Here is a 25569-nt window from a genome sequence, read left to right as displayed (position 1 = left end):
TCAGAGCGACGTCGTAGCGGCGTCGGTACGGCGGCTGGCGTGCCACGGAAGGACGAGCTTCTCGAGCAGTTCCACGACCACGAACAGGACGACGCCGAGCAGCGACATGATGAGCAGCCCGGCGAACAGCGTCGGGGTGTCGAGGTTGCCGTTGGCCTGCAGGATCACGTAGCCGAGGCCCTCGTTGGCGCCGACGAACTCGCCCACCACGGCGCCGGTGACGGCCATCGTGGCGGCGACCTTCAGGCCGGCGAACAGGTGTGGCAGCGCGGCCGGGAAACGGATCTTCGCGAAGGTCTGTCCCGGGCCCGCGCCCATGGTCGCCGACAGTTGCAGCATCTCCGGGTCGATCGACTTGAGGCCGGTGACCGTGGAGATGACGATCGGGAAGAAGGCCATCAGCACCGCGACGACGACCTTCGGGGAGAGCCCGAAGCCGAGCCACACGACGAACAGCGGTGCGATGGCGATCTTCGGGATGACCTGGGCGAACAGCAGCAGCGGGTAGAGGCTCTTCTCGACCGTCGGGGAGTAGACCATGACGACGGCGGAGACCACGCCGACCACGATCGCGATGGCGAAGCCCAGCACCGTCTCGTACGTGGTGATCCAGGTGTGGTGGGCGAAGTAGCTGGTCTGGTCGAGGACGACGTCCAGCGTGGCGCCCGGCGAGGGGACGAGGTAGGGCTTGACCAGCTCCGCCGCGGTCACCGCCCACCAGACGACGAAGATCGCCGCGAGGACCGCGGCCGGGCGCCAGGTGCCCTGGACGAAGCGGAGCAGCCCGGCGCCGGCCGGGTCCCGGCGGCGGGCGGCCGGCGCGGGGGTGCGGGCCGGCGCGGTCGGCTCCGGTTGCTCGATGGTGCTCTGCGCGGCCATGACCCTCCGTTCTCCGTGGCTGGCCGGCGGTTCCGGGAACCCAGCCGTTGGGTAGGCGCGAGCCGTCGGTCAGGGCCGAACCGAGCCGGGAACATCCCGGCGAAACGACCCTGAATGCGCTTTCAGTAAGCGCTTTCAGGGTGCTACCGTAACCACGCAGAAATCTTCCGGTCAAGAAGTTCCGCAGGGGGAAGTCCATGCAGCCACGGACGCACGTGACGCTCGAAGACGTGGCCAGAGCCGCCGACGTCTCGCTCGCCACGGCCTCCCGGGCACTCAACGGCATGCGGGTGACCCCGCACCTGCGGGACCGGGTGCTGGCGGCGGCGGAGCAACTGGCGTACACGCCGAACGCGCACGCCCGTGCCCTGGCCGGGGCGTCGCACCGCACCGTCGGCGTGATCTGCCACGACGTCAGCGACCCGTACTTCGCCGCGGTGGCCGGCGGGGTCATGCGGATCGCCGGGGACAAGGACCTGCTGGTGATGCTGGCCAGCACGTTCCGCGACCCGGAGCGGGAGATCGCGTACGTGTCGATGCTGCGCGCCGAGCGGGCGCTGGCCATCCTGCTCATCGGTTCCGGGTTCGAGGACCCGCACTGGGAGCGGGCCCTCGACGCCGAGCTGAAGCCCTACCTGGACGGCGGCGGCCGGGTCGCGGTGGTCAGCCGGCACCGCAGCCTCAAGGTCGACAGCGTGCTGCCGGAGAACCGGGCCGGGGCCGCCGCGATGGCCCGCGCCCTGCTCGACCTGGGGCACCGCCGGTTCGCGGTGCTGACCGGGCCGCCGGCGCTGACCACCGTCGCCGACCGGCTGGGCGGCTTCCGCGACGAGCTGAAGAAGGCCGGCGTGCCGCTGGCCGCGGCCGACATCGTGGAGGGCCCGTTCACCCGCGACGGCGGCTACGGCGCCATGACCGAGCTGCTGGCCCGAGGGCTGACCGCCACCTGCGTGTTCGCGCTGACCGACGTGATGGCCATCGGTGCCTGCGCGGCGCTGCGCGACCACGGGCTCTCCGTGCCCGGCGACGTCTCCGTCGCCGGCTTCGACGACATCCCGATCGTCCGCGACCTCACCCCGCCGCTCACCACCGTCGCGCTGCCGTTGCAGCAGCTCGGGGAGAAGGCGATGGAGCTGGCGCTCACCGACAACACCGGGCGGCGCCGCCGGATCCTGCGGATGGGCGGCGAGGTGGTCGTCCGGGCCAGCACCGCCAAGCTGGCCTGATCGGGACAAGCAGGAAAGGCACCACCGTGATCGCTGCCGCCACCGCCCTGGCCGGGCTGACCATCGACTCCGTGCGGACGTACGCCGTCGCACTGCCCACCGTCCGCTCGTTCGGGGTGTCCGGCGGGTCGGTCGCCGTCGCCGGCCGGCCCAGCATCCGGGTGCTGGTCCAGGTCACCGCCGACGGGTTCACCGGCTGGGGTGAGGCCACCCCCATCCCGGCCTGGACGTACGAGACCGCGGAGTCGATCGTCACCACCGTCGACCGGTACCTCGCCCCGGCGGTGCTCGGCCGCCCGGCCTGGGACCTCGACGGGGTGACCACCGCCTTCGACCGGGCGGTCAACCGGGGCTTCACCATCGGCGCCCCGCTGGCCAAGTGCGCCGTCGACGTCGCCCTGCACGACCTGCTCGGCCGGGCGCTGGGCGTACCCGTCGGCGTGCTGTGGGGACAGCGCCGCCGGGAGACGATCGAGCTGGGCTGGATCGTCTCCGGGCAGACCGCCGCCGAGGTGGCCGACGCGGTGGCCGAGGGACACGCCCTCGGCCACCGGGCGTTCAAGGTGAAGGTCGGCCTGCACCGCGAGGCCGAGGACGCCGCCGTGGTGCGGGCGGTCCGCGAGGCCGCGCCCGACGCCGCGCTCTGGGTCGACGCCAACCAGGCGTACACCGTGGACGCCGCGCTGCGGATGGCCCGCCGGCTGGCCGACCTCGACGTCACCGCGTTCGAGCAGCCGCTGCCGGCCAACGACGTCGCCGGGCTGCGCCGCCTGCGGGAGTCCTCGCCGGTGCCGGTCGCGCTGGACGAGAGCCTGCGCCACCCCAGCGACCTGGCCACCTTCGTCAAGCTCGACGCGGTCGACGTGGCCATCGCCAAGGTGCAGCGCAGCGGCGGGCTGACACTGTCGCGTCGGCTGTGCGCCCTGGCGGAAGACGCCGGGGTGCGGCTGATGGGCTCCGGGCTCACCGACTCCGACCTGGGCCTGGCCGCCTCGCTGCACCTGTTCGCCGCGTACGGCATCGACACGCCGGTGGACCTCAACGGCCGGCAGTTCCTGGAGTCGTCGTACGCCACCGGGGCGACCGTGGACATCCGCGACGGAGTCGCGCACGTGCCGACCGGACCGGGGCTCGGCGTGGACGTCGACGAGTCGGTCGTACGGGAACTCGCCGTCGACGTGTTGCGCCGGTAGACGCCGCTGGTCAGCGCGCGTCCTGCCGGCCAGGGAAGCCAGGCCCGGCCTCGCCCGGACGGACCAGCCCCGTCTCGTACGCCAGGATCACCAGCTGGACCCGGTCGCGGACGCCGAGTTTGGCGATGGCCCGGGTGACATGGGTCTTCGCGGTCAGCGGGCTGATCACGAGCTGACCGGCGATGTCGTAATGGCTGACCATGGTCTCGACCGGGCTCCAGTCAGGATTGACCAGGTCGGCCACGGCGAAGCCGACCAGCGGCAGGGTCAGCCCGGCCAGGACGGCGTCGACGGCGGTCCGGCGCCGGCCGGACCGGGTCGAGCCCGGCGTGGCGGCCGGCTGGATCGACGCGGTCCGGCCGTGCGCCGGCGCGGTGCGGCTCAGCGGATCGGTGGTGGACATCGGACACCTCCTCGTTCGGGGATGCCCAGACGTTATGGGCGGCCCGGCGCCGCCCGCGTCGTCCGGTGGATGTCACCTCGATCGACGCCATTCGAGTACGGCCTACACCGATTGATGTACCTCCGCCGCCGCATCGTCGGCTCGCCAGGACCGTCAGGCCCGGGCGGCGCCGAGGCCGAGCAGGACCGCCAGGCCGAGGGCGCTGCGCGGGGCGTACGGCACCCGCCAGAGCCCGCCGTGCGCCGCCCCGTACGCCTCGTCGCGCCACGGATGGTCCTGGGCCGGGCCGCCCCCGGTACGCAGGTCGTGCACCAGCAGCGCCGCCATCAGCGTGTTGCTGGTCGCCGGCTCGAACACCTCGATGCCGAACCGGTGCGCGCCCGCGTACGCGGCGGCGAGCGCCCGGTTGCGCAGCACCGAGCGGGTCCGCGTCGGCGGCGCGACCTTGAACGACACGGTCGCCCCGGCGTCGCGCGCCACCGTGGCCCGCCAGCGTTGCAGCCGCTTGGCCAGGGCGTAGTTCGGGCCCTGCTGCGGCACCAGGCTGTCGTTGACGCCCGGGTCGGCGCCGGGCGGGTAGTTGCGGTGCAGCAGCCGACCGCCGGAGAGCACCCGCAGCGACCGGCGGGCGAGGCCCCGGGCGGCGTACCCCCGCTCGGCGTGCGCGACCGCCTCGGCGGGGACGGCGTACACGTCGGTGGGGGTGGCGAGGAACGCCAGCGCCACGTCGTCGCGGCGCTGTTGCAGGTGCCGGGTGAGCGCGTCGACGGCCGTGGCGACCCGTACGTTGGTGGCGCCGTCGGCGTAGACGTAGTTGCCGAGCACGAGCCGGCCGTCCAGGCCGAGCAGCCATCCGGCGACCTGGGGCAGGCGGTGCAGCAGGTCCGCGCCGGCGCCGTCGGCGAGGGCCTGGTCGTCGTCGCCGGTGCCGGGGCGCACCGGCAGGTGCAGCCGGCCCGCGTACCGGTGGGCGGTGCGCAACAGTCGCCGCCAGATGTCGGGTCGGGGCAGGTCGACCGCGACGACGTCGCCGCCCCAGCGCAGCACCGACGGCAGCGGGCCCATCTCGGCGCCGGCGCCGAGCACCACGACGCGCTCGTCGCGCAGGTCGAGCCAGTCGGGGTTGGCGATGACCGCGCGGACCGCCTCCACGCAGGACGGTTCGATCACCCCGGCGGCTACCCAGGCGTCGAGCCGGCGGTGCAGCTCGTCGCCGCGCAGCCGTTGCCCACGGTACGGCAACGACAGTTCCCGCTCGGGTTCACCGCCGCCGGCCACGGTGGCGGTGTCCAGCGGCTGCCCGGCGTCGACGGTGAAGACGTCGTCCAGCGGGTGCTCCGCGCCGCCCTCGTCGAGCACCCGCATCCGGGCGTGCAGCGCGGCGAGGCCGTCGCGGGCGATGGTGACCCCGGCGTCACGGGAGAGCAGGCCCGCCTCGACGAGCCGGCGGAAGTGCCCCAGGTAGCCGTGCCGCCAGTTCGTCTCGTGCTCCGCCGAGCGCGCGCCGACCGGGTCGACCTCGCGCAGGGCGTCGGCGACGACCGCCCGGCCGAGCGCCGTCGTGCTGCGCGTGCCGTCGGTCAGGGGGAACACCACTCCGGTCGGATCCGCCACCGGCCACCGCCTCCCTCGCACCGGCCGTGGGTCGGCCGCTGGTGCCACTGTGCCGTATGTGGCGTCGGGCCGCGGCGGGCGGTCGTCGTGGGTGGCGGCCGCCCGCGTCGGTGCGGTGCTCAGCGTGACAGCATGGCGACGATCTGCCCGTACCCGCGCGGTGCGTGAGTCGACGCCGACCCTGGCACGGCGACAACGGTGCGGCCACCGGCACCGGCGTCACCATCAACGCCGACGCCGGCAGGTCACGTCTTGCACACGGGACGGTCACGACGTTCACGCTTGTGCATCGGCTCGGCCACGACGGGTTCCGCCGCACCGTCCGTCTGCGTCAATGACCGTGACGGATCCGACGTGCTGCGCCGGATCCCCCACCCCAGCCTGCCGAGGAGGATCCGATGATCCACATGCGACGGTCACTGCTGCTGGCGACGCTCGCGATCACGATGACCGCCACCGCCTGCTCCGGCGGGGGCGCGCAGCGCGGCGACGCGTCCCACGGGCCGGTCCGACAGCACGGCGGGACGCCCTGGCCGGGTGGCGACGAAACGGCGACGGAGGACGACCCACGCTCCACCTTCGGCGTCGACGTCGACACCGCGTCCTACGGCTACGCCCGCCGCCTCATCATGGACGGGCGACTTCCCGAGCGCACCGCGGTGCGGCCCGAGGAGTTCGTGAACTCCTTCCGGCAGGACTACGCCGAGCCCGCGGGTGACGGCTTCGCCGTGCACGTCGACGGTGCCCGCCTTCCGCAGACCCACGAGGCGTCCGGGGAGGTCCGGTTGATGCGGGTCGGACTGCAGACCCGCGCGGAGGACGAGGAGAGTCGTCCGGACGCCGCCCTCACCTTCGTCATCGACGTCTCCGGATCAATGAGTGAGCCCGGCCGGCTCGACCTGGTGAAGGACGCGCTGCACACCCTCGTGGACCAGCTGCGTCGCACCGACTCCATCGCGATCGTCGAGTTCAGCGGCGAGGCCCGGGTGGTCCGGGAGATGACCCGGGTCTCCGATGCCGAGGAGTTGCACGACGCCGTCGACTCCCTCCACGCGCAGGACAGCACGAACCTCGAGGCCGGCCTGGTACTCGGCTACCGGGTGGCGCGCGACGGGTTCCGCACCGGCGGGACGAACCGGGTGATCGTGCTCTCCGACGGGCTGGCCAACACCGGCCGGACCGAGGCGGAGCCGATCCTGCGCCGGGTACGCGACGAGGCGGCGAAGGAGATCGCCCTGCTCGGCGTGGGGGTCGGCAGCGAGTACGGCGACGAGTTGATGGAGCAGTTGGCCGACAAGGGCGACGGTTTCGTGGTGTACGTCAGCGAGCGTGCCCAGGCCCGGAAGGTGTTCGTCCGCCAGTTGCCGGCGACGCTGAGCGTACGGGCGCTCGACGCCAAGGTGCAGGTGAGCTTCGAACCGACCGCGGTGCGGTCCTACCGCCTGATCGGGTACGACAACCGGGCGATCGACGACGAGGACTTCCGCGACGACCGGGTCGACGGCGGCGAGGTCGGCCCCGGACACAGCGTCACGGCGCTCTACGCCGTCCGGCTCGCCGCCGAGGTGCCGTCGTCGGCCCGGATCGCCCGCGTGCAGGTGCGCTGGACCGATCCCGGCAACCGTGAGGCCGCCGAGGCGTACGAGTCGGTGACCGCCGCCGACCTGAACCGGGCGTTCGGCGAGGCGTCGCCACGGTTGCGGACCTGCTACGCGGCGGCCTATTTCGCGCAGTCGCTGCAGGCCGGCCCGTACGGCCGGGAGGTGCGCCTCGGCGACCTGGCGACGATCGCGGAGCGGGCCGGCGCGGCCACCGACGACGCGGAGGTGAAGGACCTCGCGAAGGTGATCCACCTCGCCGACGAACTCCGCTGATCTTCGGGCGGGTGGGTCGGGTCCCGGACGGCGATGCCCGCGACCGGGCGGGATCGACGGGGCCCGTCAGGCGTCGTCGACCGGGATGTGGTGCACCAGTTCGGGGGCGATAACCGCCGGGACCAGGTGCGGTTCGCAGGTCACGGACCAACTGCCGGGCAGGCACGCCACCGGGGGTACGGCCCGGCCAGGGTCAGCGTGCGGTCTTGGCGTATTCCCGGGGTCGGGTGTGCTCGGGGTCGACCCCGACCAGTTCGGCGAAGCGCGGGTCGACGGCGAGCAACGGGCGCGGCCCGAACACCGCCATCGCGGGCAACAGTTCGTCGGTGCCCCGCTCGCTCCAGGCGGGCCGCCGCTGCGGCGCCAGCTCGGCGTGCGTGCGGCGTTGTCGGCGCAGCAGCCGGCGCGCGGCCGAGCCGGTCTCCGGCACCTCGCACAGCCACCAGCCGCCGAGCACGGTGGCCAGGCAGCACAGCAGCAGGCCGACGACGGAGGCGGGCCCGCCCGCGTCACGCCCCTCGACCGCGCTGTCCACCAGCCGGGTCAACCCCACGACGGCGACCGCGAACAGCGGCAGGGTGCCCAGCGCCATGCTTCGCCGCTGCGCCGGGGTGAGCAGCCACCCGTCGCGGACGAGCCGGCCCACCAGCCGGCGCAGCACGCGGCCCACGCCCGGGTCGGCGAGCACGGCCGCCCAGGTCTGCGGCCGGCGCAGCGCGGCGTGCAGGGCGCGCACCAGCGGGGCCGACCGGGGCGGCGGCGGCGCGTCCACCGACAGCGTCGCCAGCTCGCCGAGCTGCACCACCCCGGCCCGGCGCAGCGCCGCCAGGCCCACCTGACAGGCCAGTACCGCCCGGTCGGTGAGGTACGCCAGCTCGACCGTCGACAGCGGTTCGCCCCGGGTACGCCAGCCGACCAGCGTCCGGACGGAGAGGGCGACCGCGAGGGCGCCGGCCACCCCGGCGAGGTAGTCGAGGAGGAAGACCGGACCGCTGAGACCCCAGAGCATGCCGACAAGTATTCAACGCGCCCGGAGGTGCTCAGCCGGCGTGGCGTACCTCGGTGTCCCAGATCTGGGACCACGACCGCCGCAGCCCCCGGCAGACGTAGACGGGCAGCCCGTTCTCGTCGTTGTCGACGTCGACCCGCTGGTCGATCCGACCGGCCTCGGTGACCTCGGTGAACCAGCCCCGAAGCTGGTCGGGACGATCCCAGCCGACGGCGATCACGACGTCGGCGTCCTCGGGCGGGCGGCCGAATCCGGCCATGCTGTTGTGCCCGGAGTACGCCTGCGGCAGCCCCCGCTGCGGGCCGTACCGGGCCACCGCGCCCGCCTCGCCGTAGTTGCCGGTCAGGATGACCGCGCGGGACCGCTGCTCCGGCGGCAGGTCCTGGTGGACGGCGGCGAGCGAGTCCGCGAACGCCGGCCAGCCGATGGTCTCGCCGGCGTCGTAGTTGACGTCGACCACGAAGCCGGGCAGCCGGTCGGCGGGCAGGGTGGGCAGCAGCAGGATCGCGCTGCCGGCCACCGCGACGGCCGCGCCTGCGGCGACCAGCGCGCGCCGGGCCCACACCGCGCCCCGGCCCGCCCAGTCGGTGGTCACCACCGCGCCGGCGGCGGTGACCACCAGCAGCAGCGGCGCGTCGTAGTAGCCCTTACCGCCGGCGAGCAGCACGATCGCGAACACCAGCGGCCAGGCCCACCCGATCGCCCGGTACGCCCGCCAGGCCGGGCGACGCAGCAGCGCCACCAGCCCGGCGATCCAGACCGGCACCGCGCACGGGCTGATGATGACCAGTTGCAGCATGACCGCGTCGAGGCGACCGCTGTAGGAGCTGTCGCCGCCGGCGATCTGGGACGCCACGGACAGCTGCGGGAAACCGTGCGCGGCCTGCCACACCAGGTACGGGGCGGCGAGCACGGCGACGATGCCGGCGGCGGCGTACAGCCACCGGTCGCGCAGCAGCCGACGCGGCCCGGCGATCGCCACCCCGGCCAGCAAACCCACGGCGAGCAGGGCGGGCAGCAGCTTGTTGAGCATGCCGACGCCGAGCACCACGCCGACGCCGAGGACCCACCGGCTGTCGCCGGTGCGCAGCATCCGCACCGCGAACCACGTCGCGGCGAGCCAGACCAGCAGGTCGACGGTGGTGGTGCTGAGCAGGTGGCCGGGGGCGAGCACGATGCCCGCGACGGCGCCGAGGAACGCGGCGAGCAGTTGCGCGCCCCGGCCGCCGCCGAACTCCCGGGCGATCGCCGCGACCAGGACCACCGCCGCGCCGGCGATCAGCGCCGACGGGGTACGCAGCACCACAAGGTTGCCGGGGGCGATCGTGTCCAGCAGCCGGGCCAGGGCCGGCACCAGGGGGCCCTGGTCGGCGTATCCCCAGTCGAGGTGTCGGCCGCAGAGCAGGAAGTACAGCTCGTCGCGGTGGTAGCCGTACCGGCCGGCGAGCAGCAGCAGGACGGCGGTGACGGCCGCGCCGACCAGCCACGGCCCGACGGTGCGCGGGCCGGGCGCCGGGGGCGTCCCGTTCGTCGGGGGCGTCTCGGTCGTGGGACGGTCGAGTTCGCTCACGGGTTCGGCCACGGGTCCATCTTCGTCGCCTCCCGCGCGCCGTGGGTGCCCGTGGCGGCTCCGCGAGGTCACGGTTGGGCAAAACCGGATCGCGGGCGGTCACACGGGGCGGATAGCGTGCCCGGATGCGGATCCGCGAGTTCACCGAGTCCGACTGGGCGCAGGTCTGGCCGATCGTCGAGGACGTCGTCACCGCCGGGGAGACGTTCCCGTACGACCCGGCGTGGCCCGCCGAGGTCGCGTACGACGTGTGGGTGGAACGACCGCCCGGACGCACGGTGGTCGCCGACGACGACGGCCGCGTTCTCGGCACCGCCAAGATGGGCACCAACCGGCCCGGCCCGGGCGCGCACGTGGCCACCGCCAGCTTCATGGTCGCCGCCGGCGCGCGGGGCCGCGGTGTCGGCCGGGCCCTGACCGAGTACGCCCTGGACTGGGCCCGCCGCCGGGGGTACGCGGCGATGCAGTTCAACGCGGTGGTGGAGACGAACGAGGCGGCCGTGGAGCTGTACCGGCGGCTCGGGTTCGCGGTGATCGGCACCGTGCCGGAGGCGTTCGCGCACCCGAGGCTGGGCCGGGTGGGGCTGCACGTCATGCACCGCCCCCTGTGACCGGCGGCGGTGCGCGACGATGGGCCGATGAACGCTGAGCCGATCGAGCTGGCCGCCGCCCTGGCGCGCTTCGACCAACTGTGGAGCCCCCGCATCGTCACCACCGTCAACGACTACGACGTCCGGATCGCCAAGGTTGCCGGCGAGCACGTCTGGCACGCCCACGAGCACACCGACGAGTTCTTCCTGGTGCTCGACGGGGAGTTGCGCATCGCCCTGCGCGACGGCGCGGACGCCGCCGAGCGCGAGGTGGTGCTGTCGCGCGGCGCGGTGTTCGTGGTGCCGCGCGGGGTGGAGCACCGGCCGTCCGCGCCCGACGGGGCGTCGATCCTGATGTTCGAGCCTTCGGGCACGTCGAGTGTGGGTGACCGGCACGACGAGGTCCCCGGCCACGTGGACGCCACCACCGGCCACCGGCTCTGACCGCACCGGTCGGCGATGTCGGTGGGCGGGTCTAGGCTGGCCCGAGACGGAACGCCCGCAGGCTGGGGAGGGGTCATGAGCACCTTCACCGACCGGCCGCGCACCGCCCTGCTCGTCATCGACGTGCAGAACGGCGTGGTGCGGCACGCGTACGACCGGGACCAGGTCGTCGCCAACATCGCCACCCTGGTGGACCGGGCCCGCGCGGCCGGCGTCGAGGTCGTCTGGGTCCAGCACAGCAGCGACAACCTGTCCCGGGGCAGCGAGAGCTGGCAGTACGTGCCCGAGCTGGTGCGCCGCGACCCGGAGCCACTGGTGCACAAGGCGTACCCCGACTCGTTCGAGGACACCGACCTGGCGGAGGTGCTGGCCGCGCGCGGCGTCGGCCGGCTCGTCGTGACCGGCGCGCAGACCGACGAGTGCGTTCGTTCGACGCTGCACGGCGCGATCGTGCGCGGCTACGACGCGACGCTGGTCGGCGACGCCCACACCACCGAGGACCTCTCCTCGTACGGCGCGCCGCCGCCGGAGCAGGTGATCGCGCACACCAACCTGTACTGGCGTTACCACACGGCTCCGGGCCGCAACGCGGGCACGGTCGACACCGCCGAGGTCGACTTCGCCGCGGCCGTGCCCGCCTGAGCCGACGTCCACCGGCGGCCGTGAGCGGGAAAAGCCGTTGACCGTCCAGCGAGGATCAGGCGGTGACGACCTGGACCACCAGCCTCGCCCCACCCGACACCCACGACGCGGCGACCCTGCTGCGGGAATACATGGCGGAGATGGTCCGACGCTGGCACGGCCGCCCGGAACGGCCGGCGGAGGTGACCGGGGCGCTGGCCGAGATGCCCAGCGACGACCTGGCCCCGCCCACCGGGCTGCTCCTGCTGGCCCGCCACGACGGGCAGCTCGCCGGGTGCGCCGGCCTACGCTGGCGTCCCGGCTGGGCGGAACTCACCCGGGTCTACGTCCGCCCCGGGCATCGCGGCACCGGCGGCGGGGCCGCCCTGCTGGCCGCCGTCGAGGCGTCCGCCCGGGCGGCCGGGGCGCACCGGATCCGGCTGGACACCCGAGCCGACCTGGTCGAGGCCCGCGCCCTGTACGCCCGGCACGGCTACCGCGAGATCCCCGCCTTCACCGCGGGCCCGTACGCCCAGCACTGGTTCGAGAAGCTGCTGCCGGCCCGGGTCGACCCCGCCGAACGCCAGCCCCGGGAGCGGAACCCGAGTCAGTCCGACTCGGTGGCCACGCCGCCCGGATAGAGCCGGGCCAGGGCGTGCGCGGTGGCGGTGAGCCGGTCCCGCAGCTCCGCCGGCGCCAGCACCTCCACCTCCGCGCCGAGCTTGAGCAGCTCGGTGTGGGCGTGCTTCACCGACTCGATCGGCACGGTGGTCTCCACCCAGCCGTGCTCGTCCGGCTCACCGGCCGCTGCCCTTGCCGCCCGGCTCATCTCGGGCGGGAGGACGTACGCCGCGAACTCCAGCGCGGCCACGGTCATTCGCACCCGGGCCTCGGCCCGGTAGACGTCGCGCTCGTACCACTCGGTCCACTCTCGCCAGTAGCCGGCCAGGTCGAAGGCGGCCGGCCGGTCGTAGTGCTCGTCGCGTACCACCAGGTCGAGCACGGCGCCGACCCGGTAGGTGCGCAACTGCTCGCCGCAGCGGGCCACCAGGTACCAGCGGCCGGCCTTGAGCACCACGCCCAGCGGGGCCACCACCCGGGTCACCTCGCGCGGGGCCCGCCACCGCCGGTAGCGCATCTCCACCAGCCGGTCCTCCCAGACCGCCCGGGCCAGCGCGGCCAGGTGCGGGGTGGGTTCGGGGTGCCGGAACCAGCCGGGCGCGTCCAGGTGGAACCGTTGCCGCACCCGGCCGCCCCGGTCGGCCAGCTCGTCGGGGAGCGCGGCCAGCAGTTTCAGCTCGGCGGCGGCCACCACCGGCCCGAGGCCCAAATCGGCGGCCGGGCCGGGCATCCCGGCCAGGAACAACGCCTCGGCCTCCGGCGCGGTCAGCCCGGTCAGCCGGGTCCGGTAGCCCTCCAGCAGCCGGTACCCGCCGGCCGGGCCCCGCTCGGCGTACACCGGCACGCCGGCGGCGCCGAGCGACTCGACGTCGCGGTAGACGGTCCGGACGGAGACCTCCAGGGCGTCGGCGAGTTCCTGGGCGGTCATCCGCCCCCGCGTCTGCAGGAGCAGCAGTAGGGAGACCAGCCGGCTGGCACGCACCCGCCGACCGTATCCCGGTTGGAAAACCGGTCGCGGCGGGGCCTGGCGAACCGCCGACCGGTGGAGGAGACAATCTGATCTTCGTGGGCGCGCCTCGTCGAGATCCACCCCGGCGGCTGAGAAGCTTCCTCGCATGCTGCGTCCCGAGGTCCTGCCCCGCAGGTCGGCCCGTCCCGCGTTGCGCGGCGGCCCGGCCGACTTCACCGAGGCGTGGCTGCGCAACCGGCGGTTGTCGGAGCACACCCGCGACGCGTACCGGCGGGACGTCGCCGGCTGGCTGAGCTGGTGCGCCGGGCAGGGTCTCGACCCGCTGCGGGCCTCCTTCCTCGACGTCAACGCCTACGGCCGCGAGTTGGAGGCCACGCTGGGCGCGCGCAGCGGCCGTCCGCTGACCCCGGCCACCGTCGCCCGCCGCCTGTCCGCCCTGTCCAGCTGGTACGACTTCCTGGTCAAACTGCGCGCGGTGGAGGCCAACCCGGTCGCCGCCGCCGACCGCCCCCGCGTCGACCGGGACCACTCCGCCACCGTCGGCCTGACCCCGGAGGAGGTCGACGCGCTGCTCGCCGCCGCCGAGGCGGACACCGGCCCGACCGCCGCCCGCAACCGGGCCGCCATCGTCCTCCTCGCCGACCTGGGGCTGCGGGTCGGCGAGCTGATCTCGCTGGACCTGGTCGACCTGGGCGCCGAGCGGGGGCACCGCAGCGTCCGGTTCGTCGGCAAGGGCGGCAAGGTCCGCCGCCGGGCGCTCACCCCCGGCACCGCGTACGCCGTCGACGCGTACCTGGCCGCGCGGGCCACCGCGCAGGGGGTGACCGTGCCCGAACTGACCGGGCCGCTGCTGGTCACCGCCACCGGCGCCCGGCTGGACCGGCACTCGGTGTTCCGGCTGGTCCGTCGGCTCGCCCAGGCCGCCGGCATTCCCGCCTGGGCGAAGCTGTCCCCGCACTCGCTGCGGCACGCGTTCGCCACCGCCGCCCGGTCGGAGGGGGTGCCGCTGGAGGACGTGCAGGACGCCATGGGGCACGCCGATCCGCGTACCACCCGCCGCTACGACCGGGACCGGCACAACCTGGACCGCGATCCGGCGTACGTCATCTGGGCCGCCCGGGCCCGCCGCCGGGGCTGACCCGCCGCGACCCGGACAGCCGGCGACCGGTTCGCCGCGCGGACAGCCCCGCGGCGAACCGGCGTCGCCTCAGCCCCGCGGGCGGGGGCAGACGCAGAACGGCTGGCCGATCGGGTCGAGCAGCACGGTCCACCGCTCACCGCCCGGCTGGAACTGCGGCCTCGTCGCGCCGGCCGCCACGAACTCCTTCTCGGCGACGGCCACGTCGTCGACGTACAGGTCCAGGTGGTAGCGCTTGCCGGCGGTCTCGTCCGGCCAGGCCGGCGGGGTGTGTCCGTCGACCAGCCCGAAGCCGATCGAGACCGCGTCCTTGCTGATCATGGCGTATTCGGCCTGGCTGTGGGTGACCTCCCAGCCGAGGACACGGGAGTAGAAACCGGCGTGGGCGACCGGGTCGGAGCTGTCGAGGTTGACCATCGCGAGGTCGGCGTGCACTGTCATGCCGCCCATCCTGTCGGCAGATCCTGACATCCTCTGGCAGGTACCCGGAACGGCCTGCTCAGCAGAGCAGTTCCAGGTGCCGGTGGGCGTCGGCGGCGATCTCCTCGTGCCGCAGCCGGCGCCGCGCCCAGAGCCGGGCCGCCACCTCGGCCTGCTCGTCGCCCCACGCCGCGTGCTCCACCAGCAGCGCGGTGATCAGCGCGTACGCCGTGCGCAGCGCCAGCCCGCGGGCACCGGCCACCACCTCGACCGCGGCCGGGTCGGCGGCGACCTCGCCGAGCCGGTCGCGCAGCTCGCCGGTGACCGAGGCGAGGGTGTCGGCCAGGGCGGGAGAGAGCGGCCGGGCCAGGTCGACGGCGGCGGCGAGCCGGCGCAGCAGCGGGGCGCCGGCGTCCTCCCGGGTGACCGCGCGCAGCACGTCCAGGGCGAGCACGTTGGTGGTGCCCTCCCAGATCGGCAGCACCTGCGCGTCGCGCAGCAGCCGAGGCACCCCGGTGTCCTCGACGTAGCCGGCGCCGCCGAACGCCTCCACGTACTCGCTGGCGGAGGCCACGGCCAGCCGGCCGGTGGCGAGCTTGGCCAGCGGCGCCACCACCCGCAGTTCGGCGGCGGCGTCCGGGTCACCGCCGACCTCGACCCGCCCGAGCAGCGCGAACGCGTGCCCGGCGAGGACGAACGCGCCGGCCGCGTCCACCGCGAGCGCGCCGAGGGTGGCCCGGTGCAGCGGCGAGTCGGCGAGCCGCCCGCCGGCGACCTGCCGGGCCTGCGCGTACGCGCGGGCGTACGCCAGGCCCCGGCGCATGCCCGAGGCGGCGGCGGAGGCGTTGTGCACCCGGGTCACCACCACCAGGGTCATCGCCCGGACCAGGCCGGGCACGGCCGGGTCACCGAGCGGCAGCGCGTACGCGTCGTGCAGCCCGATCTCGGCGGTGGGCAACGCCCAGGTGCCCAGCTTGTCCTTGAGCCGGCGCACGGTGACCCCCGGCGCGGGGGCGTCGGCGGCGACGGTGGCGCCGGCCAGGGGTGAGTCGGCGGCGTAGCGGGGCACCAGGAACGGCGCGAGCACCCGGCTGCCCCGCCCGGCGCCGTCCGGGCGGGCCAACGCGACAGCCATCGCCGAGTCGGCGGCGGAGCAGAACCACTTCTCGCCGGTCAGCCGCCACGACCCGTCGGCGGCGGGCCGGCCGACGGTGCTGGAGCGGGACAGGTCGGAGCCGCCCTGCGACTCGGTCATCCACTGCCCGCTGACGATCGCGGTGTCCGGGTCGGTGGCGGTCAGCCGGGGCAGCCAGGCGTCGCGGACGGCGGCGTCGACCTCGGGGAGGCTGAGCAGCGCGGCGGCACCGTCGGCCATGGCGACCGGGCAGGAGAAGGTGGCCGACTCCGGCGCGTACAGGTGCAGCAGGGCGTGCTGGACGACCCGGGCGGCGGCCCCCCAGGTGCCGCGCGCGGAGGCCAGGTAGGGCAGCGCGACCACGGCGTGCCGGGCGGCGGCGGCCCGCTGGGCCTGCCAGCCGGCGGAGGTCTCGACACGGTCGACGCGGGCGCCCCACGCGTCGTAGCGGACCAGCGTGGGCGGGTGGGCCTCGGCGTCGACGTGCGCGGCCCGCAGCGGCCCGGTGACGTCGGCGGCCAGGTCGGCCAGGCGGCCCTTCGCGGCGGCGTGCCCGGCCGGGCCGAGGTGCCGTTCCAGCCAGGAGCGCAGCAGCGGATCCCCGGTGTACGGGTTGTCGGGAGCGGGCACCGGCTGCACGTAACGGCTCATCCGTGGCTCTCCTTCGAGGGTGTGCGCCGACGGTAGTCGATGCGGTGGCACCGGCGACAGGGCACAACTTCCTGCGCGCCACCCACGCCGCTGCCTACCGTCGAACTGATGGGCGAGAAGAAGCACGAGTGGAGCAGACCGGCCCGGCGGGTCCGGGCGGGACGCGCCGGCCTGCTGTTCGGCGGCCTCGGGTTCGGCCTGTGCCTGATCGGGGTGGCCGGCCTGGCGTTGTGGAACGTGCAGGTGCTGTGGCGCGCCAACGGCCCGGTGCGGGAGACCGCCGACAACTTCCTCCACGAGGTCGCCGCCGGCGACACCGACCGGGCGTACGACAAGCTGTGCCGGCAGGCGCGCGGGAAGTGGAGCGTGGTCGGCTTCGGCAGTTGGGTGCGCACCCCGCCCCAGGTCCGCGGCTACGAGATCACCGACGTGTCGGTGGCCACCCGGCGCGGCGTTCCGCACGCCACGGTGAAGGTGCGGCTGACCCGCGACGGCGGGGCCAGCGAGGACCGGACGCTGCCGATCGTGCAGGAGGACGGCCGGTGGCGGATCTGCGGGGACCCCTTCTGAGAGGGCGCCGCAGTCGAGCCTCAGCCGCTGTCGAGCCTCAGCCGCGCGGCCCGAGGTCGCCGGAGCGGTAGTGCCGGCGGCAGAGCACCTGGTAGCGCACGTCGGCGGTGTCCATGGTGTCGCCGATGACGACCTGCTCGCCCTCCCGGACCACCCGCCCGTCGACGACCCGGGCGTTGAGCAGCCCCTCCCGGCCGCACCAGCACAGCACCTCGACCTGGATGCGGGCCACCTCGTCGGCGAGTTCGAACAGCCGCTGCGCGGCGGGGAACAGGCAGGACCGGAAGTCGGTGGCGAGGCCGAACGCGTACACGTCGACGTCGTAGTGGTCGACCAGTTCGGCCATCTGCTCGACGTGGTCCAGGTTGTAGAAGGACGCCTCGTCGCAGATCAGGTAGTCGACGCGTACCCCCTCGGCGGTCGCGTCGCGGACCAGGTCGCGCAGGTCGAGGTCGTCGGTGACCTCGATGGCGGAGTGGGCCAGGCCGATGCGGGTGGTGACCTGCGGGCCGAGCGAACGGTCGATGCGGGTGGTGACCAGGCCGCGGCGGCCCTGCCGGGCGTGGTTGTAGTTCATCTGCAGGGCCATCGTGGACTTGCCGCAGTCCATCGGCCCCCAGAAGAACCGCAGCGTGGCGGCGTGCAACGGCCGCCCGTCGACGCCGCGGGCGGCGGCGCAGCCGCCGGCACGGTCGTCGCCGGGGCCCGGGGGGAGGGGCCGGGCCAGGCAGGTCGGGGCGGCAGCGGCGTCGTCGGTCACGTCCGGGCAGCCTAGTCCATCGGCCCCCGTTGATCATGCAGGTGCACGACCGCCCTACAGCACCCGGGGCGGCGTGTTGCCGGCGGCGACGATGGCCCGGCGCATCGGTACGGCCGCCAGCAGCGCGAACCCGACCACGAAGAAGATCAGCAGGGAGACCAGGCCCACCCGGTACGAGGCGGTGAGCTGGAACACCAGCCCGAAGGCCAGCGGCCCGAGCCAACTGGTGCCCTTGTCGCTGATCTCGTAGAAGCCGTAGTACTCGCCCTCCTTGCCGGCGGGGATGAGCTGGCTGAACAGTGACCGGCTCAGCGCCTGGCTGCCACCGAGCACCAGGCCGATGCAGCCGCCGAGGATCATGAACGGCAGCGGCGCCTCGGCGGGCAGCCGGAACGCGGCGACGATCACCGCCGTCCACAGCACCAGGGACAACAGCACCGTCTTCCACGCGCCGATACGCCGGGCGAGCGCGCCGAGGGCCAGCGCCCCGCCGAAGGCGAGGAACTGCACCAGCAGGATCGTCACGATCAGGGTGCTCTGCTCCAGCCGCAGCTCCTCGGTGCCGTACTGGCTGGCCAGGGTGATGACGGTCTGGATGCCGTCGTTGAAGACCAGGAACGCCAGCAGGAAGAACAGCGTCAACGGGTACGCCCTGATCTCCCGCAGGGTGCGTCCGAGCTGCCGGAACCCGTCGGTGAGCACGTTGCCGCCACCGGCGTGCAGCGCCTCCGCGGTGGGGTGCTCGCGCAGCCAGCGCAGCGGCAGCAGGGTGAACGCCGCCCACCACACCCCGGCCGAGACGATGGACCAGCGGGCCAGGTCGAGGGTGCGCTGCGGGTTGCCCTCCTCGCTGAGCATGCTGACCGCGACCAGGTTCAGCGCGAGCAGCAGCCCGCCGCCGAGGTAGCCGACGGCCCAGCCGCGGCTGGAGATGCTGTCGCGGTCGTCCGGGCCGCCGAGCTGCGGCAGGAACGAGTTGTACACCACGATGGCCGCGCCGAAGGCGATGTTGGCGATCAGGAACAGCGCCCCGCCGAGCAGGTACCGCTCGCCGGTGACGAAGGCGAACGCGATGGTCGCCCCGGCGCCGATGAACGCGGCGACGCCCAGCAGCCGCTTCTTGTGCATCGACCGGTCGGCGACCGCCCCGATCACCGGCAGCACGAAGACGGTGAGCAGGACCGACAGCGACACCAGATACGGGTAGTAGGAGCCGGGGGAGACCCGGATGCCCAGCGGGTGCACGTACCCGTCGCAGCTGTCGGCGCCCAGCTCGCAGCCGGCGGCCAGCTTCGTGACGGTGGTGAGGAACGGGCCGAGGAAGACCGTGATCACCGTCGTCTGGAAGGCGGAGTTCGCCCAGTCGTAGAAGTACCAGCCGGTGCGTTCGCGGCGGGTGCTGCCGGGCTGGGCGGGCTCGGCGACGGTGGGGGCGACCGTTTCGGCCATCGGGTTCCTCTGACTCAGGCGGCCCAGTGGCCGCGGCTGCGGTAGACGTCGCGGAGCACGCCGACGTGATCGGTCATGATGCCATCCACACCGAGATCAAGTAAGTGGTGCATCTCGGCGGGTTCGTCGATGGTCCACACGTGCACCTGCAACCCGAGTCGGTGGCAGTACGCGAGGAAACGCCGGTCGACCACCGGGACGCGCCCGTACCGGACGGGGACCTGGGCGGCGACCACGGACGGGGGCAGCCGCAGCGGTCGCCCGTGCAGGGAGGCCATCCGCAGCCGGGCCACCCCGCGCATGCCGAGGCTGGTGGCGACCTTCGGCCCGGCCAGGGCCCGTAGCCGGGTCAGCCGGGCGTCGCTGAACGAGGCGAGCAGTACCCGGTCGCCGGCGCCGGCCCGGTCGACCGTGTCCAGGGTCGGTTCGACGCCGCCGTCGGCCTTCACGTCGATGTTGAACCGGACCTCCGGCCAGGCGGCGAGGACCTCGTCGAGGCGGGGGACGACGGCGGCGCCGCCGACGCGTACCGAGGCCAGATCGGCCCAGCGCAGCTCGGCGATGCGCCCCCGCTCGCCGGTGACCCGGTGCAGGGTGGTGTCGTGGAAGATCACCGCTACGCCGTCGGCGGTGGCGTGCACGTCGGTCTCCACGTACCGGTAGCCGAGCGCGATGGCCCGGGCGAACGCGGCGGCGGTGTTCTCGTCGCCGTCGGCGGCACCGCCCCGGTGGGCGAAGGCCAGCGGCGCGGGGGCGTCGAGGTAGCCGTAGCGGGGCTGCACGCGGGAAGTATGTCGGGCGTGGATGGCGTCCGGGTGACCGCCCGGCGTCCGCCCAACCAACTTCCTCATCGTTCCCTACCGTGCGTACGATAGGGAACGATGAGTGATGACCTGTATTCGGTCGAGCAGGTGGCCGACCTGCTCGACCTGCACGTACGCACCGTGCGCGGCTACATCCGCGCCGGCCGGCTGCGCGCGGTCCGGATCGGCAAGCAGTACCGGATCGCCCGGGCCGACCTCGACGCGTTGACCGGCCGGCCGGCGCCACCGGCCGGGGCACCGGCGCTGGAGGTGTCGAGCATCGTGCAGGTCGACGGCGTCGACCGGGCCGCCGCCGACCGGCTCGCCACGCTGGTGCTCGCCGGCGTCAACACCGGCCACGACCCCGCGCGCCCGCTGCGCGTACAGACCGTCCACGACGAGGAGCGACACCGCATGAAGATCGTGATCCTGGGTGACGCCGCCGCCACCGCCGACCTGCTGCACCTGGTCGACGCGGTGCTGCGCGGCGACAACGGCCTGCTGCGTCAGGAGGTGCCCGGTGCCTGACCTGATCGAGGAGCGCTCCGGAGTGCCGGTGCTGGTCTGCGACCCGGCCGGGCCGCCGGTGGCCACCGCCGAGCAGGCCCTCGACCTGATCGGCGCGGCCTTCGCCGGCGCCGAGGTGGTGGCCGTGCCCGCGGACCGGCTCGACCCGGGTTTCTTCTCCCTGGGCACCCGCTTCGCCGGGGAGATCATGCAGAAGTTCGTCAACTACCGGCTGCGGCTGGTCATCGTCGGGGACATCACCGCGCATCTCGCGGCCAGTTCGGCGCTGCGGGCCCTCGTCGCCGAGTCGAACCGCAGCGACCACGTCTGGTTCGTGCCCGACCTGGCCGCCCTCGACGCCCGGCTGTCCGCCCGGACCTGAGCCGAGCCTCCACCGGTGTGCGGGACGGCCGCCGCCCGGTCAGCCGCCGGGCAGGCGGCGGCGGTGGGCGCGACTGGTGTCGACGGGCCGGCCGGCGTCGACGTGGCGGGGGCGGTCCGGCTCGTCGGGGCGCAGCGGCGCCAGGTTGTCGGTGATCGCGTCGATGATCCGGTCGGTGGCCCGCCGGGCCGCCCCGGGCGTGCCGGGCAGCACGTCATCCAGGTCCACCGGGGCACCGAAGTGCACCCGGATCACCGGCCGACGTACGACCGCCCGGACGATTCCGCCGAGGATGCCCTTGGGCGCCCGGTACGGCAGCACCTCGTGGGAACCCCACTGGGCGACCGGGACGACCGGGGCGCCGCTGGCGAAGGCGAGCCGGGCCGCCCCGGTCTTGCCCCGCTCCGGCCACATCCCGGGGTCCAGGCCGATCCGCCCCTCCGGGTACAGCAGCACCACCGAGCCCCCGGCCACGGCCGCGGCGGCGGTGTCCAGGGACCGGTGCACAGCGGTGGTGCCCCGGTCGACGCGGATGTGCCCGGCACGGCGCATCAGCGGGCCGACCACGGGGGCGCGGAACAGCCCACCGGTGGCCATGATCCGCGGCGCGACCCCGCGGACCCGGCAGGCGGCGGTGAGCACCACCGGGTCGAACGGGCTGATGTGGTTGGCGGCCAGGATCAGCGGCCCGTGCCGCAGCGCGACCGGCACGTCGCCGGTGACCTCCAGGCGGGCGACGAGGCCGACGACGACGCGGGCGAGCAGTTGCGCGGTACGCCAGAGCAGCGGCGCGCGCCAGGGGGCGGTCGCGGTGTCCATCAATCGTGGATGGTTGCACGCCGGCGGGCGGCCGGATGATCCGGTATCGGGCCGTGCGGCAGCGGTGATCAGGGTCATTGGTCCCGGGCCGGGTCGGGCCCCCCGGCCCTGCCCAATCGTCTACGACGCCAGGTAGTATCTACTACGTCTCGTAGTATGCACAGCTGGGGGGTTTCAGGTGGACGCGTTGGACGTCGCCCGCTGGCAGTTCGGTGTCACCACCGTCTACCACTTTCTCTTCGTGCCACTGACCATCGGCCTGTCCATCCTGGTGGCCATCCTCCAAACCCTGTGGCACCGCACCGGCAACGAGCGGTACCTCAAACTCACCAAGTTCTACGGCAAACTCTTCCTGATCAACTTCGCGATGGGCGTGGTCACCGGAATCGTGCAGGAATTCCAGTTCGGCATGAACTGGAGCGACTACTCCCGCTTCGTCGGCGACATCTTCGGCGCCCCCCTCGCTATCGAGGCCCTGGTCGCCTTCTTCCTCGAGTCGACCTTCATCGGCCTGTGGATCTTCGGTTGGGACCGGCTACCCAAACGACTGCACCTCGCGGCCATCTGGGCCGCCGCCATCGGCACCAACCTGTCCGCCTACTTCATCCTCGCCGCGAACTCCTTCATGCAGAACCCGGTCGGCTACCGGATCAACCCCACCACCGGGCGGGCCGAACTGGCCGACTTCCTCGCCGTGCTCACCAACAAGGTCGCCCTGATCACCTTCCCGCACACCCTCGCCGGCTCGTTCCTGGTCGCCGGGTCGCTGATCGTCGCCGTCGGCCTCTACCACGTCATCCGCCACCGCGACAGCGCCGACACCGACGCCTACCGGTTCGCCACCAGGTTCGGCTCCTGGGTCGTCCTGGTCTCCTCCGCGCTGGTGCTGCTCACCGGCGACATCCAAGGCAAGATCATGACGGACGTGCAGCCGATGAAGATGGCCGCCGCCGAGGGCCTCTACACCACCGAGAGCCCCGCCTCGTTCTCCGTACTCACCGTCGGCAGCCTCGACGGCAGCCGCGAGGTCTTCGCCATCAAGATCCCGTACCTGCTGTCGTTCCTCGGCACCGGTGACCCGAACGGCACCGTGCAGGGCATCAACGACCTCCAGGCCCAGTACGCCACCCAGTACGGCGCCGGCAGCTACACCCCGATCATCCCGGTCACCTACTGGAGCTTCCGCTTCATGATCGGCTTCGGGCTGGCCGCCGCCGCGATCGCCCTGCTCGTCCTCTGGAGCCACCGCAAGGGCCGCACCCCCCGCAGCCGGTGGCTGCTACGCGCCGGCCTGATCATGCCCGTGCTGCCCCTGCTGGCCAACTCCTTCGGCTGGATCTTCACCGAGATGGGCCGCCAGCCGTGGATCGTCTTCGGCGAGATGCTCACCCGCAACGGCGTCTCCCGCACCGTCTCCCTGACCGAGGTGCTCACCTCGTTCACCGCGTTCACCCTCATCTACGCCGCCCTCGCCGTCGTCGAGTTCAAACTGCTGGTCCGCTACGCCAAGGCCGGCGTACCCGACGTCACCCCGACGCCCGAACCCGACGACACCGACGACGCCGAGCGCCCGCTCGCCTTCGCCTACTGACCCCGGAGCCCACCGTGGAACTGACGACCGTCTGGTTTCTCCTCGTCGCCGTACTGTTCACCGGCTACTTCATCCTCGAAGGCTTCGACTTCGGCGTCGGCATGCTGCTGCCCGTCCTCGGCCGCGACGACCGGGAACGCCGCGTCCTGATCAACACCATCGGCCCCGTCTGGGACGGCAACGAGGTCTGGCTCATCACCGCCGGCGGCGCCATGTTCGCCGCCTTCCCCGAGTGGTACGCCACCCTCTTCTCCGGCTTCTACCTGCCGCTGCTGCTCATCCTGCTCGCCCTCATCGCCCGCGGCGTCGCCTTCGAATACCGGCACAAGCGCCCCGAAGCGTCCTGGAAACGTCGCTGGGACCAGGCCATCTTCTTCGGCTCACTGGTCCCGGCGATCCTGTGGGGCGTCGCCTTCGCCAACATCCTGCGCGGCGTACCCCTGGATGCCGACCACGAGTACGTCGGCGGCCTGCTCGACCTGCTCAACCCGTACGCCCTGCTCGGCGGCCTGACCACCCTCGGCCTGTTCCTCACCCACGGCGCCGTGTTCCTCGCCCTCAAGACCACCGGCGACGTCCGCCAGCGCGCGGGCGCCCTCGCCGTCAAGGTCGGCGCCGGCACCGCCGTCGTCGCCGTGGCCTTCCTGACCTGGACGCTGACCATCCGCTCCAGCGCGGCCGCCGTCGTGCTCGCCGTCGGCGCCGCACTCGCCCTGCTCGGCGCTCTCGCCGCCGCCCGGGTACGCCGGGAAGGCTGGGCGTTCACCGGCACCGCCGTGGCCATCGCACTGGCCGTGGCCACCCTGTTCGCCGCGCTGTTCCCCAACGTGCTGCCGTCCACCCTGGACACCGCCGGCACCCTCACCGCCACCAACGCCGCCTCCACCCCCTACACCCTCAAGATCATGACGTGGGTGGCGGTCATCTTCACCCCGATCGTGCTGGCCTACCAGGGCTGGACCTACTGGGTGTTCCGCAAGCGGATCGGCGTGGCGAACATCCCGCAACACTGATCAGCGCGGGGCCGGTGCGGGGAGGCCGCACCGGCCCCGCGCGGTGTCTCACGGGTGGCTCGGGGCCAGTTCCTGCTCGTGCCGCCCGGCGCGGTCGTGTCTCGGGAGCAGGAGCGGGGTGGTCAGGATGAGAAGACCCGCGATCGCGATCGCGGTGCGCGGGCCGGTGACGTCGGCCAGCACGCCCCACAGGGCGGTCATGGCGGCGATGGTGGCGTTGCTGGTGACCGACCACGCGGACAGCGTGCGGGCGACCCGGCCCGACGCGGTCCGGTCGAGTCGATAGGTGGCGAACACCGGGTTGAACACGCCCATGCACGTGACCAGGCCAAGTTGGACGGCGATGACGAGCACGAGCCCGGCAGTGCCGGGGCCGACGAAGGCCAACCCGATCGGCCAGCACACGCGCAGTGCCCCGGCGGCGCGCAGGACCTTGTGCTGTCCGAACCGGGTGACCAGCCGGCGGGCCAGTCGCGAGCCGATCAGTCCGCCGACGCACGGTGCTCCGAAGGCGAGGCCGTACTGCCAGGGCGCGAACCCGAGCCGGTCGAGCATGAGAACGGCGAGCAGCGGTGAGGTCGCCATGATCAGGCCGTTGACGAGGATCGTGTTGAAGAACAGCGGGCGCAACGCCGGGTGGGTCAGGACGTGGCGCCACCCGTCGAGCAGGTCGCCGGCTCGCAGCCGTGGGCCGTCGCTCCGGGCGGGGCGCGGCTCGCCGCCCCCGATCGCGCGGATACCCACCGCCGAGAGCAGGTAGCTGATCGCATCGGCCGCCACGGTCGCCACCGGGCCGAACAGGCCGATCGCGGCATTGCCGAGCGGCGGTCCCACCACGGTGGCGGTCCAGGTGGTGGCCTCGAACCGTCCGTTCGCGACGAGCAGGTCCGCCCGAGGTACCAGGCCCTTCAGGTAGGCGCCGCCGGCCGCCTTGAAGGCGATGTCGGCCGCGGCGGCGACGACCGACACGACCACGAGCTGGGTGAACGTGAGCCAGCCGAGCGCGTACGCGGCGGGGACGCTCATCAACGCGGCGAACCGGATCAGGTCCATCGTCACCATCACCGGCCGCTTACGGCGAAACTCCACCCACGGGCCGAGCGGCACCGCGACCACCGCACCGACCGCCAACCCCACAGCGGACAGCAGCGACACCTCGAACGGCCCGGCGTGCAGCACGAGGATCGCGATCAAGGGAAACGCGCCGAACCCGAGCCACGTGCCGAACATGCTGACCGTGTACGCCGCCCACAGCCACCCGAACTGCCGCCCCAACGACCTGCCAGCCACCATGCCCAGCAGCCCCCGCAATCCCCA

General features: G+C 73.6%; 25 protein-coding genes and 1 pseudogene. 13 read left to right on the top strand and 13 right to left on the bottom strand.

Annotated elements, in window-relative coordinates; all coding sequences use genetic code 11:
* Positions 1–879, bottom strand: a complete 879-nt coding sequence (locus tag GA0070621_RS11580) for an ABC transporter permease (RefSeq protein WP_091194434.1) — start codon at positions 877–879, stop codon at positions 1–3.
* A 215-nt stretch (positions 880–1094) separates the two neighbouring features.
* Here GA0070621_RS11580 and GA0070621_RS11575 point away from each other — a divergent pair, with 215 nt between their 5' ends.
* Both GA0070621_RS11575 and GA0070621_RS11570 read left to right on the top strand, forming a co-directional pair.
* Positions 1095–2105, top strand: coding sequence for a LacI family DNA-binding transcriptional regulator (locus GA0070621_RS11575; protein WP_167666815.1), 1011 nt, complete (start codon positions 1095–1097; stop codon positions 2103–2105).
* Between the two features lie 26 nt (positions 2106–2131).
* Complete coding sequence (locus tag GA0070621_RS11570) at positions 2132–3298, top strand: mandelate racemase/muconate lactonizing enzyme family protein (protein WP_091194431.1); 1167 nt, start codon at positions 2132–2134, stop codon at positions 3296–3298.
* Positions 3299–3308: 10 nt separating this feature from the next.
* Here the strand turns inward: GA0070621_RS11570 and GA0070621_RS30775 are convergent.
* Positions 3309–3482 (bottom strand): annotated as a pseudogene (locus GA0070621_RS30775) (LuxR C-terminal-related transcriptional regulator); the annotation flags it as partial.
* A gap of 372 nt (positions 3483–3854) precedes the next feature.
* Positions 3855–5315, bottom strand: coding sequence for a hypothetical protein (locus GA0070621_RS11560; protein ID WP_091194428.1), 1461 nt, complete (start codon positions 5313–5315; stop codon positions 3855–3857).
* Positions 5316–5713: 398 nt separating this feature from the next.
* Here GA0070621_RS11560 and GA0070621_RS11555 point away from each other — a divergent pair, with 398 nt between their 5' ends.
* Complete coding sequence (locus GA0070621_RS11555; RefSeq protein ID WP_091194426.1) at positions 5714–7189, top strand: vWA domain-containing protein; 1476 nt, start codon at positions 5714–5716, stop codon at positions 7187–7189.
* A gap of 193 nt (positions 7190–7382) precedes the next feature.
* Here GA0070621_RS11555 and GA0070621_RS11550 read toward each other — a convergent pair whose 3' ends face one another.
* Positions 7383–8198 carry a TIGR04222 domain-containing membrane protein gene (locus GA0070621_RS11550; RefSeq protein ID WP_091194425.1) on the bottom strand — a complete coding sequence of 272 codons (816 nt, stop codon included), beginning with the start codon at positions 8196–8198 and terminating at the stop codon, positions 7383–7385.
* A 31-nt stretch (positions 8199–8229) separates the two neighbouring features.
* Entirely contained in the window at positions 8230–9780 is a 1551-nt protein-coding gene (locus GA0070621_RS11545; RefSeq protein ID WP_091194423.1) for a glycosyltransferase family 39 protein, read from the bottom strand.
* A gap of 113 nt (positions 9781–9893) precedes the next feature.
* Between GA0070621_RS11545 and GA0070621_RS11540 the strand changes: the two genes are divergently transcribed.
* From GA0070621_RS11540 to GA0070621_RS11525, 4 genes are all read left to right on the top strand, one after another.
* Positions 9894–10379 (top strand): GNAT family N-acetyltransferase, encoded by a 486-nt coding sequence (locus GA0070621_RS11540; protein ID WP_091194422.1) that lies wholly within the window; start codon positions 9894–9896, stop codon positions 10377–10379.
* A gap of 27 nt (positions 10380–10406) precedes the next feature.
* Positions 10407–10802: a cupin domain-containing protein gene (locus GA0070621_RS11535; RefSeq protein ID WP_091194420.1), complete on the top strand. Its 396-nt coding sequence runs from the start codon at positions 10407–10409 to the stop codon at positions 10800–10802.
* A gap of 75 nt (positions 10803–10877) precedes the next feature.
* Positions 10878–11444: a cysteine hydrolase family protein gene (locus GA0070621_RS11530; RefSeq protein WP_091194418.1), complete on the top strand. Its 567-nt coding sequence runs from the start codon at positions 10878–10880 to the stop codon at positions 11442–11444.
* Positions 11445–11506: 62 nt separating this feature from the next.
* Positions 11507–12064, top strand: coding sequence for a GNAT family N-acetyltransferase (locus tag GA0070621_RS11525; RefSeq protein ID WP_157739945.1), 558 nt, complete (start codon positions 11507–11509; stop codon positions 12062–12064).
* Here GA0070621_RS11525 and GA0070621_RS11520 read toward each other — a convergent pair.
* A complete protein-coding gene (locus GA0070621_RS11520; RefSeq protein ID WP_091194417.1) occupies positions 12031–13026 on the bottom strand; it encodes a helix-turn-helix transcriptional regulator in 996 nt (331 codons plus the stop codon). The genes GA0070621_RS11525 and GA0070621_RS11520 overlap by 34 nt on opposite strands.
* A gap of 133 nt (positions 13027–13159) precedes the next feature.
* On the opposite strand from GA0070621_RS11520, the gene GA0070621_RS11515 reads away from it, so the two are divergent.
* Complete coding sequence (locus GA0070621_RS11515; protein ID WP_091194415.1) at positions 13160–14152, top strand: tyrosine-type recombinase/integrase; 993 nt, start codon at positions 13160–13162, stop codon at positions 14150–14152.
* A 69-nt stretch (positions 14153–14221) separates the two neighbouring features.
* On the opposite strand, the gene GA0070621_RS11510 is transcribed toward GA0070621_RS11515, so the two are convergent.
* Both GA0070621_RS11510 and GA0070621_RS11505 read right to left on the bottom strand, forming a co-directional pair.
* Positions 14222–14593: a VOC family protein gene (locus GA0070621_RS11510; RefSeq protein WP_091202277.1), complete on the bottom strand. Its 372-nt coding sequence runs from the start codon at positions 14591–14593 to the stop codon at positions 14222–14224.
* Between the two features lie 58 nt (positions 14594–14651).
* A complete protein-coding gene (locus GA0070621_RS11505) occupies positions 14652–16358 on the bottom strand; it encodes an acyl-CoA dehydrogenase family protein (RefSeq protein ID WP_091194414.1) in 1707 nt (568 codons plus the stop codon).
* Positions 16359–16466: 108 nt separating this feature from the next.
* On the opposite strand from GA0070621_RS11505, the gene GA0070621_RS11500 reads away from it, so the two are divergent.
* Entirely contained in the window at positions 16467–16928 is a 462-nt protein-coding gene (locus tag GA0070621_RS11500; protein ID WP_091194412.1) for an Rv0361 family membrane protein, read from the top strand.
* A gap of 37 nt (positions 16929–16965) precedes the next feature.
* Here GA0070621_RS11500 and GA0070621_RS11495 read toward each other — a convergent pair whose 3' ends face one another.
* From GA0070621_RS11495 to GA0070621_RS11485, 3 genes are read right to left on the bottom strand one after another with little or no spacing between them, the layout of a single operon-like run.
* Complete coding sequence (locus GA0070621_RS11495; protein ID WP_091194411.1) at positions 16966–17688, bottom strand: thymidine kinase; 723 nt, start codon at positions 17686–17688, stop codon at positions 16966–16968.
* A 54-nt stretch (positions 17689–17742) separates the two neighbouring features.
* Positions 17743–19137, bottom strand: a complete 1395-nt coding sequence (locus GA0070621_RS11490; RefSeq protein WP_091194409.1) for an MFS transporter — start codon at positions 19135–19137, stop codon at positions 17743–17745.
* Positions 19138–19151: 14 nt separating this feature from the next.
* Positions 19152–19919 (bottom strand): glycerophosphodiester phosphodiesterase, encoded by a 768-nt coding sequence (locus GA0070621_RS11485; RefSeq protein ID WP_167666814.1) that lies wholly within the window; start codon positions 19917–19919, stop codon positions 19152–19154.
* A gap of 99 nt (positions 19920–20018) precedes the next feature.
* On the opposite strand from GA0070621_RS11485, the gene GA0070621_RS11480 reads away from it, so the two are divergent.
* Together GA0070621_RS11480 and GA0070621_RS11475 are read left to right on the top strand one after the other, a co-directional pair.
* A complete protein-coding gene (locus GA0070621_RS11480) occupies positions 20019–20468 on the top strand; it encodes a helix-turn-helix domain-containing protein (protein WP_091194406.1) in 450 nt (149 codons plus the stop codon).
* On the top strand, positions 20461–20829 hold the full coding sequence (locus GA0070621_RS11475; RefSeq protein ID WP_091194405.1) for a DUF4180 domain-containing protein: 369 nt from the start codon (positions 20461–20463) through the stop codon (positions 20827–20829). The genes GA0070621_RS11480 and GA0070621_RS11475 overlap by 8 nt, the downstream gene beginning before the upstream one ends.
* 39 nt (positions 20830–20868) lie before the next feature.
* Here GA0070621_RS11475 and GA0070621_RS11470 read toward each other — a convergent pair whose 3' ends face one another.
* Positions 20869–21648 (bottom strand): lysophospholipid acyltransferase family protein, encoded by a 780-nt coding sequence (locus GA0070621_RS11470; protein ID WP_091194403.1) that lies wholly within the window; start codon positions 21646–21648, stop codon positions 20869–20871.
* 178 nt (positions 21649–21826) lie between these two features.
* Between GA0070621_RS11470 and GA0070621_RS11465 the strand changes: the two genes are divergently transcribed.
* The gene (locus GA0070621_RS11465; RefSeq protein WP_091194402.1) at positions 21827–23239 is read left to right on the top strand and encodes a cytochrome ubiquinol oxidase subunit I; all 1413 of its coding nucleotides are present in this window, start codon (positions 21827–21829) and stop codon (positions 23237–23239) included.
* A gap of 14 nt (positions 23240–23253) precedes the next feature.
* Positions 23254–24252, top strand: a complete 999-nt coding sequence (gene cydB / locus GA0070621_RS11460; RefSeq protein ID WP_091194400.1) for a cytochrome d ubiquinol oxidase subunit II — start codon at positions 23254–23256, stop codon at positions 24250–24252.
* Positions 24253–24300: 48 nt separating this feature from the next.
* On the opposite strand, the gene GA0070621_RS11455 is transcribed toward cydB, so the two are convergent.
* Positions 24301–25545 carry an MFS transporter gene (locus GA0070621_RS11455; RefSeq protein WP_091202276.1) on the bottom strand — a complete coding sequence of 415 codons (1245 nt, stop codon included), beginning with the start codon at positions 25543–25545 and terminating at the stop codon, positions 24301–24303.
* Positions 25546–25569: the final 24 nt, after the last annotated feature.

The sequence above is a fragment of the Micromonospora narathiwatensis genome, assembly GCF_900089605.1.
Taxonomy (GTDB): domain Bacteria; phylum Actinomycetota; class Actinomycetes; order Mycobacteriales; family Micromonosporaceae; genus Micromonospora; species Micromonospora narathiwatensis.
This window is presented reverse-complemented; position numbering and strand designations above follow the sequence as displayed.